The following is a 19,255-nucleotide window of genomic DNA, read 5'->3' as shown; positions in this document are numbered from 1 at the left end:
CCCGATGAGGACCGCGGCGGTGCGAGGTGTGCTGCCCCGCACCGCCGCGATCTCCCACCGGCCGGGCACGACTCCCGGACCGACGAGACCTGACGACCACATGAGACCCGAGGACAGCATCCCCATGAACCCCATCCCGCCTCGCCGCCGAGGTGCCCGTCGCATCGTCGCGACCGCCTCCGCTGCGGCACTGCTCGCCGCAGGGCTCGGCGCCGCGCCCGCGCTGGCCGCCTCCCCGGCGCCGATCGCGGCGCCCGCGGCCGCGGACGACGCGGCACTCGTCTCCGACCCGCTCGCCTACGTCGACCCCATGGTGGGAACCGGTCAGGCGACCGGCGTCGTCGGCGAGATCAACAACTTCCCCGGCCCGTCGATGCCGTTCGGCATGATGCAGCTCTCCCCGGACACGCAGGTCTCCGTCGACAACGGCGACAAGGCCTATGCCGGGTATCGCTACTCGCACTCCGCGATCCGCGGCTTCTCCATGACGCACGCCGCGGCGGGCTGCTGGATCTTCGGTGACGTCCCGATCCTGCCCGTGACGGGCGACGTCGGCACGTACCCGTGGGACCGCAAGGAGACCTTCAGCCACGACTCCGAGAACGCCGAGGTCGGGCGGTACTCGGTCACGCTCCAGGACTCGGGCATCGAGGCCGAGCTCTCGGCCGCGACGCGCTCCGGCGGACTGTCGTTCGAGTACCCGGACGACGGCAAGGACGCCCAGATCATCATCAATGCGGCGGGCTCGCTCGCGAGCGTGAAGAACGCGACCATCGACGTCGAGGACGCGCGCACGATCACGGGATCGGTGACGACCGGCGGCTTCTGCGGCAAGAACAACACGCAGACCACGTACTTCGCGATCGAGCTCGACCAGGACTCGGAGTCGTACGGCACGTGGGAGGGCTCGACCGTCTCACCCGGTGATGCCTCCTCCGACGGCGACGGCGCCGGCGCGTGGCTGACGTTCGCGCCGGGCAGCACCGTCCAGGCCAAGGTGGGCATGTCCTACGTCAGCGTCGACGGGGCCCGCGCGAACCTCGCCGCGGAGATCCCGGGCTTCGACTTCGACGCCGTGCGGGACGCCACGCGCGCGGCGTGGTCCGACCTGCTCGGCAAGGTCCGCGTCGCGGGCGAGGACGAGGACGCGACGACCATGCTCTACACGTCGCTCTACCACTCGCTCCTGCACCCCAACACGTTCAACGACGTGGACGGTCGATACATCGGTTTCGACGGCGAGATCCACGAGGTCGAGCCGGGCCACACCCAGTATGCCAACTTCTCCGACTGGGACACCTACCGCTCCCTGGGTGCGCTGCAGTCGGTGCTCGAGCCGGAACGCGCGTCGGACATGGCACAGTCTCTCGTGAACGACGCCGACCAGAGCGGCTGGCTGCCGCGCTGGCCGGTCGCGAACCAGCACGTCGGCCAGATGACGGGTGACTCGTCGGTGCCGCTCATTGCGAGCATGTACGCGTTCGGCGCCCACGACTTCGACGTCGAGTCGGCGCTCGAGCACATGGTGAAGGGCGCGACGAGCGCCGCGCCGACCGACAACGGGTACGTGCAGCGCCGGGGGATCGAGACGTACCTCGAGCGCGGCTACGCGCCGCAGACCGAGGAGTTCCGGGGTGACCACCAGGTCGTGGGCGCCTCGATCACGCTCGAGTGGTCGATCGCCGACTTCGCGATCGGTCAGGTGGCGAGCGCCCTCGGGCACGACGATGTCGCCACGCAGTTCGCCCAGCGCGGGCAGTGGTGGCAGCACGTCCTCGACCCGGTGACGCGCACGTCGGCGGCGCGCAACCCCGACGGCACGTTCGTGCGTGCCGACGGTGGGGCCGGGTTCGGCCAGGCGGGGTTCGACGAGGGCAACTCCGAGCAGTACACCTGGCTCGTCCCGCAGAACGTGGCCGGCCTCGTCGAAGGCCTGGGTGGGCGCGACGCCGTCACGCAGCGGCTCGACGCGTTCACGAGCAAGCACAACGTCGGAGCGAACGAGCCGTACCTGTGGATCGGGAATGAGCCCGACTTCGGCGTGCCGTGGCTGTACGACTACGTCGGACAGCCGTGGCGCACGAGCGAGCTCGTCGACGAGCTCACTTCGACGCTCTTCCGGCCCGAGCCGGACGGCAAGCCGGGCAACGACGACCTCGGTGCCCAGGCCGGCTGGTACGTGTGGGCTTCGCTCGGCCTGTACCCGACGACGCCGGGCACGGACGTGCTCGCGCTGAACGCGCCGCGCTTCGACCGCGTCGTGATCGACCTTGGCGAGGGCAAGACTCTCGACCTGCGCGCCGACGGCGCGTCCACGGGCGCGCGCTACATCAGCGGCGTCACGGTGGACGGCGAGCGGTGGGACTCGACGGCCCTTCCGCGGGACCTGGTCCACGACGGCGGCGTCGTCGAGCTCGGGATGTCGACTGAGCGCGACACCACGTGGGGCGCCGACGAGGCGGCCGCTCCGCCGTCGTGGCGCGATGGCGAGGACGCGGTCACGGCCGCGGCCGACCCGAGTCTCGTCTCGGTCGTGCCCGGGGAGAGCGTCGACGCCACGGTCGTGGCACAGCTCTTCGGCTCCGCACAGCTCGGTGACGTCTCGGTGTCGGTCGACGCTCCCGACGGGATCGAGGTCGGCACCCCCGACCTGGTCGACGACGGGACCGGGAAGCTGAGCGGGTCGGTGCCGGTCGTGGTCTCCGACGATGTGCCCGACGGGTACCACGACGTCACGCTCGTCGTGTCGGCGGGCGGGCAGGGCGTGGACGTCCCGCTGACGGTCCTCGTCGCCCCCGAGGGGTCGTTCGTCGCCGCGCTCGACACGGTCGGGTCCGCACCCGAGGCAAACCGGGGCGTCGGGAACTTCGACGGCGCGGGGAACTCGTTCTCGCGCGAGGCGCTCGGCGAGGCGGGGCTGACCCCGGGCTCGCAGCACGAGGTCGACGGATTGACGTACACCTGGCCGGCGTCGGGCGTCGGCCGTCCGGACTCCCTTACCACGAGCGGTGAGACCGTCCGGCTCGGCGCTGCGACGACGGGGCTGTCCTTCGTGGGGGCCGCGACCAACGGGACCCAGCGCGGCGACGTCGTCGTCACCCTCGACGACGGGTCGACCGTGACGACCGAGCTCGCGTTCGGTGACTGGGTGCTCCCGAGCGCCGACGGCTCGCCGGTCGCCGGTAATTCGGTCGTCGCGCAGATGAACCGGCGCAACGGGGACATGGACTCGGCGTTCGTCTTCGCGACGGAGCCCTGGACCGCCCCCGAGGGTCGTCGAGCGGTGTCGGTGACGTTCCCGAACCAGGGAGAGCTGCACGTCTTCGCGATCGCGACGGACCCCGACGCGGTGGACCCGGAACCCCAGGTCGAGGTCACGGCGCAGGCACGGTGCCTCGCGGGCGGGGCCTACGTCGCGGTCCGTGTGACGAACACGGGCGACGAGCCTCTTTCGATCGATCTCTCGACCGCCTTCGGGTCGAAGACCTTCGCCGAGGTCGCGCCCGGTAGGAACGCCTATCAGTCGTTCGCCGTGCGGGCGGGTGAGGTCGCCGCAGGGGAGGTGACCGTGTCCGTCACGGCTGACGGCGGCGAACCTCAGGTGCTCACCGCTGTGCACGACGCAATCACCTGTTCGTAACCAGTCCCTGGCAAGGTGACGCGGGCCACGGCCCGCGCCACCGCTGTCAGAATCACACGTGCCGTCCAGGCACTCTCCATACCGTCACGTCCCCCGAGCATCGAGGAACACCATGAACGACAGGCTCCTGCACCCCAGCGGTGCACGACCCGCCACCGCAGTCGGCGTGCCACCCGCAGCCGACGGGACCGTCCTGCGCCGTCGAGGCCGCCGGCTGGTCGCCGGGACGCTCGCCGCCGCTCTCGCGGTCGTCGGGCTCGCTCCCGTCGCTTCAGCGGCCCCGGCGGCCCCGGCGACCGCAGCGACCGACGACGCCGACCAGGACCTTGCGTCCCTCGTCGACGTCTTCGTCGGCACGGAGGGGGACTTCGGTAACGACATGCCCGCGGCCCAGGCGCCCAACGGCCTGGCGAAGGTCAACCCGCGCACCATGCCCGGCCGCAACAACACGGGCTACGACTACGCGCAGCCGCAGATCTCAGGGTTCACGCACACGAACCTCGACGCCGTCGGCGGCTCCGGCGCCGGTGGCGACATCCTGGTCGTCCCGACGTCGGGCAGCTACACCGCCCGCCCGGGCACGAGCACGTACGCGCACGCGTTCTCCCACGACGACGAGGACGCCGGGCCGGGCTACTACTCCGTCGGGCTGGGCAACATCGCGGGCAGCGACGGGTCGATCGAGGCCGCCGGCGGCACGATCGACGCCGAGGTGGCGGCGACGACGCGCTCGGGCGTGCACCGGTACGACTTCCCCGAGGGCTCGACGCCGAGCCTCGTCCTCGACCTGTCGACGAACAACACGAGCCGCATCGCATCGTCGCTCGATGTCACGACGTTGGACGACGGCCGCACCGCGATCAGCGGCAGCTTCACCGGCCACTTCTACAACGCCGACTACCAGATGTACTACTACGCGACGACGACGCAGCCCGTCGCGGACGTGCAGACCTGGGGCGACGACAAGGCGCTGACCGACGCGACCGCCCAGGACGGCCGTGACACGGGCGCGATCCTCACGTTCGACGCGGACGATGCGGACGACGTCGGCCTCGAGGTGACCCTCTCCCCGGTGAGCGCGGCGCAGGCGAAGGTCGACCAGGCGAACGAGCTCGGCGATCTCGGGTTCGACGCGATCCGCGAGCGCACCCGCGCCGAGTGGAACGCACAGCTCGGCAAGGTCGAGGTGTCCGCGTCGGTCGCGACCGACCCGACGGGCGACCTCAAGAAGCTCTTCTACACGCACCTGTACCGGATGTTCGCGATGCCGATGAACGCGACGAGCACCTCGGGCACGTACCGCGGCGTCGACGGCGTGGTCCACCGAGCGCAGGGCTTCACGTACTACGACTCGTGGACCACGTGGGACGACTTCCGCAAGTTCTCGGTCATCGCGTACATCGACCCCGAGACGTACCGTGACATGATCCAGTCGCTGATCTACCTGTACGCGGACGCCGAGGCCGAGGGGTCCGGCAGCTCCATCGGCGATCTCCTGCACACCGTCCCGACGGTGCGCTGGGAACGCTCGGCCGTCGTGGTCGCCGACGCGATCGGCAAGGGCTACACGGGCTTCGACCGCCTTGACGAGGCCTACCCTGCGCTGGAGCGACTCGTCGGCGGATACAGCGACGCAGACCGCGAGCGCGGCTACCTTCCCGGGAACCCGGGTTCGTCCGTCCAGCTGGGCTACGACCAGTGGGCCCTGTCGATCATCGCCGACGAGCTGGGTCGCACCGACGACGCGCAGTCGCTGCGTGACCAGGCCGCGCTGCCGATCGAGAACCTCATCAAGCCCGGCGCGTGGACGGCCGACGACGGCACCGAGGTCGGTGTGCTGATGCCGCGGGCCGCGGACGGTTCCTGGCAGGACGCCGACCTCGAGAAGTTCGAGACGGCGCGCCTCTACCAGGGCACGCTGTGGCAGTACAACTGGTACGACGCCTACGACATGGCCGGCCTGATGGACGCGATGGGCGGCACGGAGGCGGCCCGCCTCGCGATGCGGCACATGTTCGGCGAGGATTCCGACGTCGACGACGGCTCGGGGATGCTGCACTCCAACGCGAACGAGATCGACCTGCAGGCGCCCTACCTGTTCAACTACGTGGGCGAGCCGGCCCTGACGCAGAAGTGGACGCGCGCGATCTACACGAAGGAGACCTGGAACCGGTACATCGGCACCGGGTCCACGAGCTTCTTCCCGAGCGGCGGGGGCGAATTCACCCCGCCGATCAAGACGCACGTGTACAAGCTCGACCCGCGCGGCATGCTCGCGACGATGGACAACGACGCGGGCACCATGTCCACGATGTTCGTCGCCGCCGCGATCGGCCTGTTCCCGGTGACCGCCGGCTCGGACGAGTACCAGATCGGCTCGCCGATCTTCGACACGGCGACGATCCGCCACGACGACGGCACCTCGTTCCAGGTCACAGCCGAGGGGGTGTCGGAGGACGACTTCTACATCCAGTCCGCCACGCTCGACGGCGCCGACCTCGACAACACCTGGGTCGACTACGCCGCGGTCGTCGGCGACGGCGACCTCACGTTCGCGATGGGCGCCCAGCCCAGCGACTGGGGCACCGACACCGAGCCCGCGTACTCGATGAGCACGGACGACGGTGACGACGACACCCGCTACCCGGTCTCGGCAGAGCCGAGCACCGTGCAGGCGGGGGCGGACGGCGCCGTCGACGGCTCCGTCACGCTCACCCTCGGTGGCGGCGCGGCCCTCGCGGCCGAGCCCGGCACCGAGCTGGTGGCGAGCGGCGACGCGAGCGTCGAAGGCCTGCCGGACGGCGTGGACGCGACCGTCACGGTCGCCTCCGGGTCGACCCTGACCGTCGCGCTGTCGGGCACGGCCGCCGACGAGGCACGCTTCTACGTCCGGCTGCGCGACTCGGCCCTGGCGGACGGCGTCGCGGCGTCGTCGCTGGGAGGCGACGGCGTGTCGCTGCGCTCACCGCTCCGGCTGTCGGTCGCCGGCACCGAGCGCGCGGAGCTCGCCGACCTCGTGGCCGACGCCACCCCCGTGCGCAAGGGGAACTACTCCTCCGTGTCGTTCACGCGCTTCTCGGCCGCGCTCGACCGCGCGCAGGACCTGCTCGCGGACGACGCGTCGTCGAGCGTGGACCTGCGGTTCGCCGCGGACCGGCTCTCGGCCGCGATCGACGCCCTCGACATCACCGGGGGTGGCTACCGCATCCTCGAGGGCGAGAAGTCCGAGGAGTGGTCCGGGGGTGAGCTCTCGAACGAGGCGAACAGCTCCGCCGGCAACCTTGGCGGCGTGCGGTCGGGGTCGTGGATCCAGTACGGGGACATGACGTTCGACGACGCCGCGCAGCCCGGGTACCTGACCGTCGACTACGCCACGAGCTTCGGCTCGGGCGACGCACCGAGCACCCTCGTCGTGCACGGCGGCGACGTCGACGGCCCCGTGGTCGCGACGACCGACCTGACGGGCACCGGTGGCTGGGGGAACTACCGCGAGCTCACGGTCGCCCTCGACGACGCGCAGGCGCTCGCCGACGCGGGCACGGTGACGTTCGAGTTCATCACCGTCGCCGGCCGGGACTGGGTCGGCAACTTCGACCGGTTCCGCTTCAGCGAGGACGACCCGGCCGAGACCGAGGACCCCGACGCCACCGCCGCGGTGACCGTCGAGTCCGAGGACTGGACCGCGACCTCGGGCGGCGGACTGAAGAAGGAGTCGTCCACCTGGGCGAGCGGCCCCGTCACCAACGTGGGCGGCACCGCGGACGGCGACTGGCTCGCCTACGGCGAGGTCGACCTCGGCGAGCTCCCGCTCGGCGAGCTCTCCGTGCACTACGTGCACAACTCCGGTCGGTGCGGGGCGGACTCGGCGCTCGAGGTGTACCTCGACGAGTTCGACCCCGAGAACCCCGGCGAGCCGTTCGCCACGGTCCCGCTGGCGACGACCGGCTCGAGCTGGACGGCGGACGGCACCGCGACGGTCGCACTGCCCGAGACCGTGTCGGGGACGCACGAGGTGTTCGTGCGGCTCACCACGCAGGCGGACGCCGCGCACCCGTACGTCGCGAACCTCGACAGCATGACGTTCGCGCCCGGCGGACCGACCGACGTCCTCGTCGAGTCGGAGGCCTGGACGGAGAACTCGGGCGGTGGGCTCAAGAACGAGAGCTCGACGTGGGACAGCGGGGCCGTGACGAACGTCGGCGGCACCGCGGACGGCGACTGGCTCGCGTACGGCGAGGTCGACCTCGGTTCGGCGGCGCTGGGCCAGCTGTCGGTGCACTACGTGCACAACTCCGGCAGGTGCGGGAACGACTCGGCGCTCGAGGTGTACCTCGACGAGTTCGACCCGCAGGACCCGGGCGATCCGTTCGCCCGCGTACCGCTGCCGTCGACCGGTTCCGGCTGGTCGAACGACGGCGTCGCGACGATCGAGCTGCCGAGCACGGTGCGCGGGACGCACGAGGTGTTCGTGCGCCTGACGACCGAGGCGTACGCCAACCACCCGTACGTCGCGAACCTCGACAGCATGACGTTCTTCACGGACGCCTACGACGTCGAGGTCCCCGAGACGGACACCGCGGCGCTCGCCGCCGTCGTGACGGACGTGGAGCACCTGGCGGACGAGGCGGACCGGTACAACCGGATCGACTTCGGGGTGTTCACCCGCGAGCTCGCCGCGGCCCGAGCCCTGCTGGGCGCGGACGACGCCACGCAGGAGCAGGTCGACGAGCAGACGCGTCGTCTGACGCTCGCGGCCGAGCAGCTCGTGCCGGTGCCGGACGTCGAGCTGGTCGAGGTCACCGTGAGCCCGCGCTGCCTCGCCGGCAAGGCGTACGTCGCGGTGCGTGCGACGAACGTCTCGGACGCGGCGGTCGACGTCGAGCTCGCGAGCGCACTGGGTACGCGGTCGTACGACGGCGTCGAGCCGGGCGCGAACGCCTACCAGTCGTTCGCGGCGCGCTCGGTCACGGGTGACCTCGACGTCACCGTCACCGCGACCGGAGCGGAGGGGGAGCAGACGGTCGAGCAGACCGTCACGGTCTCCAGCTGCTCCTGACCTGACGGGTCCCGTCGCCGTGGTGTCGTCCGGACGCCGCGGCGACGGAACCCGTCGTCAGTGCACGACCAGGCACGACGACACACGAAGGGGACGACATGACAGGGACGACGATGTTCCACAGGTCCGACGCAGCCGCGCCGGACGGTCGGCGGGGGGCCGCGGCCGCGGCGCTCGCCGCACTGACCACGCTCGCGCTGCTGGGCACCGGTGCGCTGCAGGCGCCGAGCGCCCACGCGGCTCAGGACGCGGCCGGGGCCGAGGCCGTGTCGGCCGTCGCCGCGGGCGACCAGGTGGTCGGTGCCGACACGACCTGGCGCTACCTCGACGACAACACCGACCCGGCGGCGGGGGAGACCGACCGCACGGCGTGGACGGAGCCCGGCTTCGACGACGCGGCCTGGCAGACCGGGACCCCCGGGTTCGGCGCGGTGAACGGGACGGCGTCGGGCATCGGTGGGGACAGCTCCATCGAGACCCTGCTGAGCTACTGGATCACCCAGGACCCGAAGAAGGTCGTCCCGGCGTACTTCTTCCGGACCACCGTCACCCTGGACGCCGCCACGCTCGAGGGCGCCACCGGCCTCGCCGGCACGCTCGTGTACGACGACGCCGCGACGGTCTACGTCAACGGTGAGCGTGTCGCCGGCTGGGGTGACGACATGATCACCCAGAACTTGCAGTACCAGGGCGTGAGCGGGGCGAGGGACCCGCTGCGCGAGCACCTCGTCATCCCCGCGGACCTGCTGGTCGAGGGCGAGAACACGATCGCGGTCGAGATACACCAGTGCAACGACACGAGCTCGGACGTCTTCTTCTCCCTCGAGCTCGCGACGACGGACAGCGCTGCGCCCACGCCGTTCCCCTCCGGCGTGCTCGGCCTGGAGTACGCGTCCGACTCGACGCCCCGGGCGCCCGGGGACGAGGACTGGTTCACGTGGATGCTGCGCGGGTTCGCGGACCTGCGGGACGACCACCCGGAGATCCTCTCGCCCAACGAGCCGGGCGAGCCGACGAGCGCGAACGACCTCGGCTCGCTCGCGCGCAACAACGCGTACGAGGCCGGTGACGCCCAGGTCGAGCGCGCGCTGACCGACGGGCGCGGCTCGCCGTACACGACCATGGCGGACGGGCTGGGCAGCGAGCTCGGGCCGCTCTACCTCGACGCGCTCGACGCCGGCGAGCTGCCCCGGACGAAGGCGCTGCTCTCCGGTCGCGTCGAGGAGTCCGTGGGCGACCACGAGCCCGCGAAGGCCGCGTACAACTACAAGCGCCCGTTCGCGCGGATGGGCTTCACGGCGGACGGCGGGCACGTCAACGCCTTCGAGTCGTCGGGCAGCTACGAGGGCTTGCGCAACAACGGGTCCTTCCCGAGCGGGCACACCAACCACGGGTACGCGCAGGGGACGATCCTCGCGACCCTGCTGCCGGAGCTGGCGCCGCAGATCCTCGCACGGGCGTCCGAGTACGGCGACAACCGTCTCGTGCTGGGCTTCCACTACCCGCTCGATGTCATGGGCGGGCGCATGACCGGGCAGAACATCGCCCAGCTGCGCTGGTCGGACCCGGAGTTCCGCGAGCTGCTCGAGCAGTCGCGCACCGAGCTGGTGGACGTTCTCGAGGACGAGTGCGGCGACGTGCTCGCCGTGTGCGTGAGCGACCAGGAGCAGTACCTGCCGACCGACGCCGCGCTCGACGTCTACGCCGACCGCATGACGTACGGCTTCCCGACCGTCGGTGCGACCGGCCGAGAGATCGACGTGCCCGACGGCGCGGAGGACCTCCTGCGCACGGCGTTCCCCGACCTGACCGGCGACCAGCGCCGCCTGGTGCTCGGTGCGACCGCGATCGACTCGGGCTACGCGCTCGACACCGCCGGAGCGGGCGAGTGGCAGCGCATCGACCTCGCCGCGGCCATGGCTGCCGACGTCACGGTGAACGAGGACGGCACGCTCACCGTCGACGGCGACGTCGTGGGCGAGCCCACCCAGCCGGGCGACGCTCCCTACGTCGCAGCGGACCCGCTCACGGTGGAGTCCGACGCCGAGGGCGGGGTCGACGGTGCGGTGACGCTCACGCTGAGCAACGGTGCGCGGTTCGCCGCCGACGCCGGGACGGACCTGGTCACGAGTGGTGGCGCGAGCGTCGTGGGACTGCCCGAGGGCGTCGACGCGAGCGTGACGGTCCAGTCCGAGACCGCCGCGGTCGTCGCCGTCACCGGATCGACCACGGTCGACGCCCGCTTCCACGTGGTGCTCGCGGACTCCGCCCTGGCCGACGACGTCGTGGCGTCGTCCCTGCAGGGGTACGGGATCTCGGCGCACGCGCCGCTGCAGCTCTCCGCGACCGAGGCGGCGCGGACCACGCTGTCGGACCTCGTGGACGACGCGAGCGGTGTGGTCGAGGGGAACTACTCGTCGGCCTCGTTCGCCGCGTTCTCCGCGGCGCTCGGGCGGGCTCAGGACATGCTCTCGGACGACGACGCGGCGACCACGTACCTGCAGTTCGCCGCCGACCGCCTGCAGTCGGCGATCGACGGGCTCGACATCGCCGGCGGTGGCTTGCGCATCCTGCAGGCCGAGGAGTCCGAGGCCTGGTCCGGAGGCGACCTGTCGAACGAGGCGAACAGCTCGTCAGGCAACCTGGGTGGTGTGCGGTCGGGGTCGTGGATCCAGTACGGGGACATGACCTTCGACGGCGACGCCCTTCCCTCCTACCTCACGCTGAGCTACGCGACGAGCTTCGCGTCCGGCGAGGAGCCGAGCACGCTCGTCGTGCACGGCGGCGACGTCAGCGGTCCGGTCGTCGCGACGGTGGACCTCGACGGCACGGGCGCGTGGGCGAGCTACCGCGACGTCACGACAGAGCTCGACGACGCGCAGGCGCTCGCGGACGCGGGCGTGGTGACGTTCGAGTTCCGCACGGTCGAGGGCCGCGACTGGGTCGGCAACTTCGACTGGTTCACCTTCAGCGAGAACGATCCCGCGGCCGAGCCCCGGGTCACCGTCGAGTCGGAGGACTGGACGCAGAGCTCCGGCGGCGGGCTCAAGAACGAGAGCTCGACCTGGACGAGCGGTCCGGTCACCAACGTGGGCGGTACCGCGGACGGCGACTGGCTCGCGTACGGCGAGATCGACCTCGGCTCGGCGGCGCTGGACCAGCTGTCGGTGCACTACGTGCACAACTCGAGCCGCAGCGGCGAGAACTCGGCGCTCGAGGTCTATCTCGACGAGCTCGACCCGCAGGACCCGGGCGACCCGTTCGCCCGCGTAGCGCTGCCCACGACCGGTTCGAGCTGGACCGAGGACGGCACGGCGACGATCGACCTGCCCGAGCCGGTGCGCGGGACGCACGAGCTGTTCGTCCGCCTGACGACCGAGGCGTACGACGGCCACCCGTACGTCGCCAACCTCGACAGCATGACCTTCTTCGCCGACGTGGAGACCGGCCCGGTCGACACGACGGCGCTCGCGGCAGTCGTCGCGGACGTCGAGGACCTGGAGGGCGAGGGCGGCCGGTACAACCGGATCGACTTCGGTGTGTTCACGCGTGAGCTCGAGGCGGCGCGTGCGCTGCTGGAGGCGGACGACGCGACACAGGAGCAGGTCGACGAGCAGGAGCGCCGGCTGCGCCTGGCAGCCGAGCAGCTCGTCCCGACCGGCGAGGACGTCGAGCTGGTCACGGTGGACGTGAGCCCGCGCTGCCTGGCGGGCACGCCGTACGTCGCCGTCCGCGCGACGAACACGTCCGACGGCCCGGTGGACGTCGGACTCGTCACCGACGTCGGGTCGCGCGCGTTCGACGACGTCGCTGCGGGAGCGAACGCCTACCAGTCCTTCCGCGTGCGCGACGCCGAGGGCGACGTCTCCGTGGCGGTGACGGCCGGTACCGGCCAGGACACCCAGACCGTCACGGAGGAGGTCGCCGTCCCGGCCTGCTGACGGTCCCCGTCGGGCGACGCCTCGCCCACGGTCCCGCGCTCACCGCGCCCGACCGTGGGCGAGACGCTACCGTCCGAGCACCGCCGAGAACGAGGAGGCACGGACGTCATGACCGTCGAGCCGCTGACGACCTACCGGGACGAGCCCGCGTTCCAGGCCGAGGACCCCGGGCAGTGGCGGAGCTGGCTCGCCGCGCACCACGACGATCCCTCACCCGGCGTCTGGCTCGTGACATGGCGCCGGGGGAGCGGGCACCACGTCCCCGGCTACGAACCCTGGATCGAGGAGGCTCTCGCCTTCGGATGGATCGACGGTCAGGCGTCCGTCGTCGACGACGGGAGGCACGCGCTCTGGTTCACGCGTCGGCGGCGCGGCAGCCGGTGGACCCGGCTCAGCAAGGAACGCGTCGCACGCGTCGAGGCGGACGGCCGCATGACCGACGCGGGGCGCGCCGTCGTCGACGCGGCGAAGGCGGACGGGTCGTGGACCCGGCACGACGACGCCGAGGCGCTCGTCGTGCCGGACGACCTCGCCACGGCGCTCGCGGACCGCCCGTGTGCGCGTGAGAAGTTCGACGCGTTCACGCCCGGTGCGCGGCGCGCGATCCTCGGCTGGATCGTGGAGGCCCGCCGGCCGGAGACCCGTGCACGCCGGGTCGCGGAGACCGCCGAGCTCGCCGAGCAGGGCGTCCCGGCGCACCAGCCGCGTCGGTAGCGGGCGTCGTCGGCGGGTGCGGCGCCCGGGTAAGGGTTCCCCTCAGGACAGGTCCCAGAGGAGCCGGTAGAACGCGATGCGCTCCGGGTCGGGCTCGACCCCGTAGCCCGCGTAGACATGGCCGTCGAACCCCGGGCCGTAGTTCCACTCCGTGCTCCAGGCCGCGACGGCGAGGTCGGCCCAGCGGTCCGCCACCCCGAGCGAGCCGAGGTCGACGTGCGCGGCGAACGTCCCGTCGTCGTGCAGGAGGGTGTTGGGGACGCACGCGTCGCCGTGGCACACGACGAGGCGGTCGACGGCGGGGGGTGCGTCGAGCCGGGCGCGCGCCGCGGCGACGGCCAGGTCGCGGTGCTCGGGGAACCACTCGTGCGGGCCGCTCCCACCCGCGAGACGGGCGTCGGCGTTCGCGACGCGCTCCTCGACCGACCAGGAGAAGGGGCACGAGTCGACCGGGAGCGCGTCGTGCAGCGCGCGCAGTCCGCGCCCGATCGCGCGGGCCGCGGTCGCCGGGTCGGCGATCCAGCACGGGTCGACGGCGGACCGGCCGGGCAGTGCGCGCGTGACGAGCCACGCGCCGTCGGCGCTGCCGCCCTGGTCGAGGACGACGGGGACCGGCGAGCGCCTGCCGACCCACAGGATGCGGGCGGCCTCGCCCGCGAGGTCGATCTCGGGGGTCCCGACGGCGACCCACTTGACAAACCGCCCCGGCCCGGCGCCGTCGGCCGGGTCGAGCCGGAAGGTGAGGCCGCCGAGCTGGTTGCGCCAGACGGGAGCGATCGCGTCGTCCCGGGCGATCTCGCGGACCGCCGCGGGGACGGTGACGGGGGCGCCCGGTACCGAGGCGAGTGCTGGGGAACGGTCCACCTGGTCGATGCTCGCACGTCGACCGGGTGTGAGCGGGGCAGGATCTCGCGGCCGTCCCCCGGAGAAAGCGGGATGCCGTGGCGTGCGGAAGGCCGGCCCGAGCGGGTCTCGTCAGCGGGAGGCTGTCGCAGCGGCGACCGGCGCGATCGGGGCGTCCAGCAGCGCCGTGCACACGTCGAGCAGCCGCGCCCGCAGCGTCGCACCTCGTTCGGCGAACGCGCGCTGGTGCCGGACGTACTCGGCCTTGCCCTCGGGGGTCTCGATCGCGATCGCGCCCAGACCGTAGGCGGAGACGTCGTAGGGCGAGGCCCGCATGTCGGTGACGCGTACGTCCCGCGCGAGCTCGAAGCAGTCGAGGAGGAGCCCGCCCGGCGTCGCCGGGCCGAGCTTGGTCGCCCACTTGTACAGGTCCATGGTCGCGTGGAGGCATGCGGGCTGCTCGAGGTCCGGCTGGGACGCGCGCGTGGGCTGCAGCCGGTTGCGCGGCGCGGCCTCGGGGGTGAAGAAGCGGAACGCGTCGAAGTGCGTGCACTGCACCGGGTTCGACTCCACCACCCGGTCGGTGCCCTCGGGGCCGAGCCGCAGCGGCAGCGGGTGTCGCCGGTCCCGACCGGCCTCGCGGTCCCGGTAGACCATCGCCCACTCGTGCAGGCCGAAGCACCCGAACCGGCCGGTACGGGACGCGGTCGCGGACAGCAGCCGGTGGACGTAGCGCACCGTCTCGCCCCGGTCGGCGAGGAACGCGTCGACGTCGAGCGTGACCCCCGTCGCCGTCTCGCGGTACCACCGCCACGTCGTACGGTCGGCGTAGGAGCCCGACGCCGCGTCGCCGGCCTGCGTCCGCGGGTGCTGCGGCGTCCGGGGGCGGGCGAGCACGGCGCCGGCCCCGGGGTGCCATCGCCGCAGCTGTGCCGGGCGGGTGGGGTAGTAGGTGAAGAGGAAGTCCTCGATCGCGTGCTTCTCAGCGCGGTCCTTGCGGTGGCGCCACCCGGCGGTCAGCGCGTCGGCGCGCTCGCTGTGGGCGCGGTCCCGTTCGAGCCACGTCTGGGGCGGCAGGAGCGCGGTCCCGGGCGCCAGCACCGGGCCGGAGGGGCGAGCCGACGGATCGTGGACGCCCGGGTCGACGACGGGACGTGACCCGCTAGGATCTGCCGCGGTCGGGAGAGGGGTCACCGTCCCAGGCTAGCAAGCCGGGTCGAGGTGGCCGCGGTCTTCGGACGACACAGGTTCACGACGCCGCGAGCAGCGGCGAGCCCGAGCACGCGGCGCGGCCGCGGAGGAGATCATGACGCAGCCCCCGACAGGTCAGGACCCGTACCAGTACGACCCGTACCGTCCGCAGGACGGTTCGGCCCCGGTGCCCACGGGCGAGCCGTCGGGTGGCGGGAACCCGCCGTACGGGTCCCAGGGAACGCCCCCGCAGCAGCCCGTGCCGGACCCGTACGCCCCGGGCGCCCCCTACGGCGGCGGCGCACCCCAGCAGGACCCCTATGGCCAGCAGCCGTACGGTCAGCCGCAGGACCCCTACGGTCAGCAGCAGCCCTCCTACGGTGGCGGGTACGGGGGCTATACCCCGCCGCCGCCGTCGACGACCAACGTCTTCGCGATCATCGGTCTCGTCCTGGCCGGCCTCGGCCTGCTCGGCTCGTGGATCCCGGGGTTCAACTTCTTCGCGGCGTTCATGGCGCTCGTGGGCATCGTGCTCGGGATCGTCGGCCTGACGCAGGTCAAGAAGGGCAAGTCGGGCAAGGGCCTCGGTCTCAGTGCCATCATCGTCGGTGCCGTCGCGATCATCGTGACGATCCTGTCGTGGGTCCTGCTCCTCGCCTGGGCGGACAGCTACGAGTACGAGTACGACGACACGACGACGCAGTCGCAGGAGGAGCCGACCCAGGACTCGACGGAGGGAGAGCAGCCTCCGGCGGACGACGAGGAGGCCCCTGCTGACGCCGACGGCGAGGTGCCCTCCACCGACGAGATCATGGACGACCTCGACCGCATGTCGGGTGACGCGTCCGACGTCATCCTCGCGGAGGACGTGACCCTCGAGTGGGGCGAGTTCACCGCGTCGGACGACGACGGCTGGGTCGAGACCGAGCTGCCGGTGACGGTGACGAACAACGCCGACGAGGCCAAGATGTACGACATGGACGTGCAGGCCCTCGACGCGGACGGCAAGGTCATCGACGAGGACTTCCTCTACACCGACACGCTCGAGCCGGGGGAGTCCGAGACGGTGACGGTCTTCGACTTCGTCCTGCCCGAGGACGTCGACGCGCTGAAGGCCGCGACGTTCGAGATCTCCGAGGCTCGCCAGTACTGACGTGCGTGGCCGTCCGAGACCTACTCGGAACGGTCGAGGTACTGCGCCGCGATCCGACGAGGTGCCCGCGCGAGCCACGCGTCCTGGACGATCTCCTCGAGCTCGGGGACCGGGACGCGGTCGAGCCGGGCGAGCACGATGGGATACCCGTCGAAGTGCGACGTCGTGAAGAACGTCTGCGGGTCGTCGCCGACGAGCGCCTCCTTCTCGCCCTCGTCGGCGACGCGGAACGCCGCTGGTGCTTCGGCGGGCGCGGTGTCGCCGAGCTCGGCACGGTCCCTCGCTCGCAGGGCGCGCTCCCACACGAACAGCTTGCCGTGCACCCGCCACGCGCGTCCGTCCGCAGCGGTGTCGGGCAGGACCGCGGCGATGCGGTCGACGTCGTCCCACGTGGCCATGCCTCCACGGTACGACCGTCCGCCTCCTGCGCGTCAGAAGGGTGCGACCTTCCGGGCCGGCGGGAAGATCTCGTCGAGCTCGGCCAGGTCGTCGGGCGAGGGCTCCCAGGCGCCTGCGGCGGCGTTCTGACGGACCTGGTCGGGCGTCGTCGCGCCGGCGATCACGCTCGACACCTGCGGTCGGGACAGCAGCCAGCCGAACGCGACCTGCACCTCCGTGATGCCCCGCACCGCGCAGAACGCGTGCAGCCGGTCGAGCGCCTCCCACGGCGCCGTCTCGAGGAGGTGCGGCTTGGCGCGGACGAGGCGGCCGTCCGCGGGGCGGGCGCCGCCCGCGTACTTGCCGGTGAGCAGCCCGTTGGCGAGCGGGAAGAAGGGGAGCACACCGATCCCGTAGGCAGCGGCGGCGGGCAGCACCTCGAGCTCGGCCGCCCGGTCGATGAGGTTGTACTGGTTCTGCGCCGAGACGAACCGGGTGGTCCCGGTCGCACGCGCCGTGAGCTCCGCCTCCGCGATCTGCCAGCCCGCGCGGTTGGAGTGCCCCACGTATCGGACCTTGCCCTGGCGGACGAGGTCGTCCAGGGCGGACAGGGTCTCGTCGATCGGGGTCTGGTCGTCGGGCGTGTGGAACTGGTACAGGTCGAGGTAGTCCGTGCCGAGGCGGCGCAGCGAGCCCTCGACCGCCTTCATGACGTAGCGGCGTGAACCGCGCGCCCGGAAGTCGGGCCCGTTGAGCCCCCGGACGCCCATGCCGAACTTCGTCGCGACGACGACGTCCTCGCGGCGCGAGCCCAGCGCCCGGCCGAGGAACTGCTCGCTCAGGCCCGGCTCGGCCCCGTAGTTGTCGGCGGTGTCGAAGAACGAGATGCCGGCGTCGAGCGCGGCGTGCACGACGTCGCGGCTCCCCTCGAACGTGGTCGTCGCTGCGTCTGTCCGGCCCAGGTTGTTGCACCCGAGCCCGACGGCCGACACGGCCAGACCGGACCGGCCCAGCCGTCGCGTGGAGGGGACGGGAGCGTCGGTGCCGGCGGGCGTGGTGAAGGAGGCTGTCATGGTTGCGAGGCTACCGGCGCTGCGCTCGCGACCGTCGCGGTCCGCCCGGCCACGCCGGCGAGGAGACGCTCGAGCGGACCCCTGCCGAGCGCCCACCGCCAGAGCGTGGCCGCGGCGAGGGTCGCGAGCACGAGGGCGAGCAGCGGGCCGTTCGTCGTCTGCTCGAAGGCCTCCTCGCCCCAGAGCCACACCACGACGATCTGCGCGCTGTAGACGCTGAGCGCCATCGCCCCGACCGCGGCGACGGGCGCCAGCGCCCACCTCCCGATGCGTCCGGCGAAGAGGCACAGGCCGAGCACCGCGACCGCGAACCCACCCGACCCGATCACCTCGGGCAGGGTGTCGGTGTGCGGTCCCGCCAGCCACAGGTACGCCGACGTGGGCCAGGGGTCGGTCCGGTCGAGGGCCTCCGGTCGGAACGCGCTGGACCACGTCGCCGCCGCGTCGTCGACCGCCTGCGCGCCGCCCAGCGGCCCGACCATCGTGGCCGACAGGCCGTACCCCACGACCGTCGCGAGCAGCCCGCCGGACACCAGCGCGACGCGCACGGGCGTCGACCGGAGGTCGAGCCGGCCGACCGCCATGCCTGCGAGCACGTACGCCATCCAGACGCCGGCCGGGTAGTGGCCCGAGAGCAGGAAGTCGGTCAGCGACCCGGAACCGTCGTCGGGCAGGTGCAGCCCGGCTCGCGCCAGCACCTCGGGGCCGTAGTACGCGAGCACCGGGCCGACGACCGCGACCGTCCCGGCCAGCACGGCGAGCCGACCGGCCGACCAGCGCAGGAACGGCAGCGCGAGCACGAAGTACGCGGCGTAGAACCCGAGGATGAGCAGCACCCGCGTGCCCAGCAGGTCCAGCAGCCCGACGAGCCCGAGCAGCATGACCGCCCGGACCAGGATCCGGGTGCGGGCCTGCAGCAGCGGCAGTCCGTCGAGCGGCACCCGGCCCCCGGACACGAGCGCCAGCGACACCCCCGCGACGAGCGCGAACAGGATCGACGACCGACCGTGCGAGACGTCGAGCACCGCAGCGAGACCACCGGCGTCGGTGTCGGTGAACCCCACGTGCGCGGTGAACATGCCGAGCACCGCGACCCCGCGCGCGACGTCGACCCCCGTGATGCGGCCGGGCCCGCCGACGAGCAGCTCGGCGTGACGGCGCCACGACGACGTCGGGGCGTGGGCGGTGACGTCGGCGACCATGCGTGCGATTCTCCGTCAGCTGCTCGGGTGCGCACGAGGGGAGCGCCCAGAGTGTGAGAACGCG

Annotated in this window: 10 protein-coding genes; 5 read left to right on the top strand and 5 right to left on the bottom strand. The window is 72.3% G+C overall.

Annotated elements, in window-relative coordinates:
* Positions 1 to 124 precede the first annotated feature (124 nt).
* The 4 genes from IF651_RS15335 (at position 125) to IF651_RS15320 (ending at position 13,351) form a co-directional block, all read left to right on the top strand.
* Complete coding sequence (locus tag IF651_RS15335) at positions 125 to 3,640, top strand: GH92 family glycosyl hydrolase (RefSeq protein WP_191830004.1); 3,516 nt, start codon at positions 125 to 127, stop codon at positions 3,638 to 3,640.
* A 112-nt stretch (positions 3,641 to 3,752) separates the two neighbouring features.
* Positions 3,753 to 8,696 carry a glycoside hydrolase domain-containing protein gene (locus IF651_RS15330; protein WP_191830003.1) on the top strand — a complete coding sequence of 1,648 codons (4,944 nt, stop codon included), beginning with the start codon at positions 3,753 to 3,755 and terminating at the stop codon, positions 8,694 to 8,696.
* Between the two features lie 98 nt (positions 8,697 to 8,794).
* Positions 8,795 to 12,637, top strand: a complete 3,843-nt coding sequence (locus tag IF651_RS15325) for a carbohydrate-binding protein (RefSeq protein WP_191830002.1) — start codon at positions 8,795 to 8,797, stop codon at positions 12,635 to 12,637.
* Between the two features lie 108 nt (positions 12,638 to 12,745).
* Complete coding sequence (locus IF651_RS15320; protein ID WP_191830001.1) at positions 12,746 to 13,351, top strand: YdeI/OmpD-associated family protein; 606 nt, start codon at positions 12,746 to 12,748, stop codon at positions 13,349 to 13,351.
* 42 nt (positions 13,352 to 13,393) lie between these two features.
* Here the strand turns inward: IF651_RS15320 and IF651_RS15315 are convergent, their stop codons facing one another.
* Together IF651_RS15315 and IF651_RS15310 are read right to left on the bottom strand one after the other, a co-directional pair.
* Positions 13,394 to 14,215, bottom strand: a complete 822-nt coding sequence (locus tag IF651_RS15315; protein ID WP_191830000.1) for a phosphotransferase — start codon at positions 14,213 to 14,215, stop codon at positions 13,394 to 13,396.
* Positions 14,216 to 14,326: 111 nt separating this feature from the next.
* Positions 14,327 to 15,295, bottom strand: coding sequence for a 3-methyladenine DNA glycosylase (locus tag IF651_RS15310; RefSeq protein WP_422110498.1), 969 nt, complete (start codon positions 15,293 to 15,295; stop codon positions 14,327 to 14,329).
* A gap of 205 nt (positions 15,296 to 15,500) precedes the next feature.
* On the opposite strand from IF651_RS15310, the gene IF651_RS15305 reads away from it, so the two are divergent.
* Positions 15,501 to 16,538: a DUF3824 domain-containing protein gene (locus tag IF651_RS15305; RefSeq protein ID WP_191829999.1), complete on the top strand. Its 1,038-nt coding sequence runs from the start codon at positions 15,501 to 15,503 to the stop codon at positions 16,536 to 16,538.
* Positions 16,539 to 16,558: 20 nt separating this feature from the next.
* On the opposite strand, the gene IF651_RS15300 is transcribed toward IF651_RS15305, so the two are convergent.
* Genes IF651_RS15300 through IF651_RS15290 form a run of 3 tightly spaced genes read right to left on the bottom strand, consistent with a single transcriptional unit; the run spans position 16,559 to position 19,191 of the window.
* Positions 16,559 to 16,936 (bottom strand): MmcQ/YjbR family DNA-binding protein, encoded by a 378-nt coding sequence (locus IF651_RS15300; protein ID WP_191829998.1) that lies wholly within the window; start codon positions 16,934 to 16,936, stop codon positions 16,559 to 16,561.
* A 33-nt stretch (positions 16,937 to 16,969) separates the two neighbouring features.
* Positions 16,970 to 17,989, bottom strand: a complete 1,020-nt coding sequence (locus IF651_RS15295) for an aldo/keto reductase (RefSeq protein ID WP_191829997.1) — start codon at positions 17,987 to 17,989, stop codon at positions 16,970 to 16,972.
* Positions 17,986 to 19,191 (bottom strand): heparan-alpha-glucosaminide N-acetyltransferase domain-containing protein, encoded by a 1,206-nt coding sequence (locus IF651_RS15290; protein WP_191829996.1) that lies wholly within the window; start codon positions 19,189 to 19,191, stop codon positions 17,986 to 17,988. Before IF651_RS15290 ends, IF651_RS15295 begins: the two co-directional genes overlap by 4 nt.
* Between the last annotated feature and the right edge of the window lie 64 nt (positions 19,192 to 19,255).

Origin of the sequence: Cellulosimicrobium arenosum, from assembly GCF_014837295.1 — a bacterium.
Classification (GTDB): domain Bacteria; phylum Actinomycetota; class Actinomycetes; order Actinomycetales; family Cellulomonadaceae; genus Cellulosimicrobium; species Cellulosimicrobium arenosum.
This window is presented reverse-complemented; position numbering and strand designations above follow the sequence as displayed.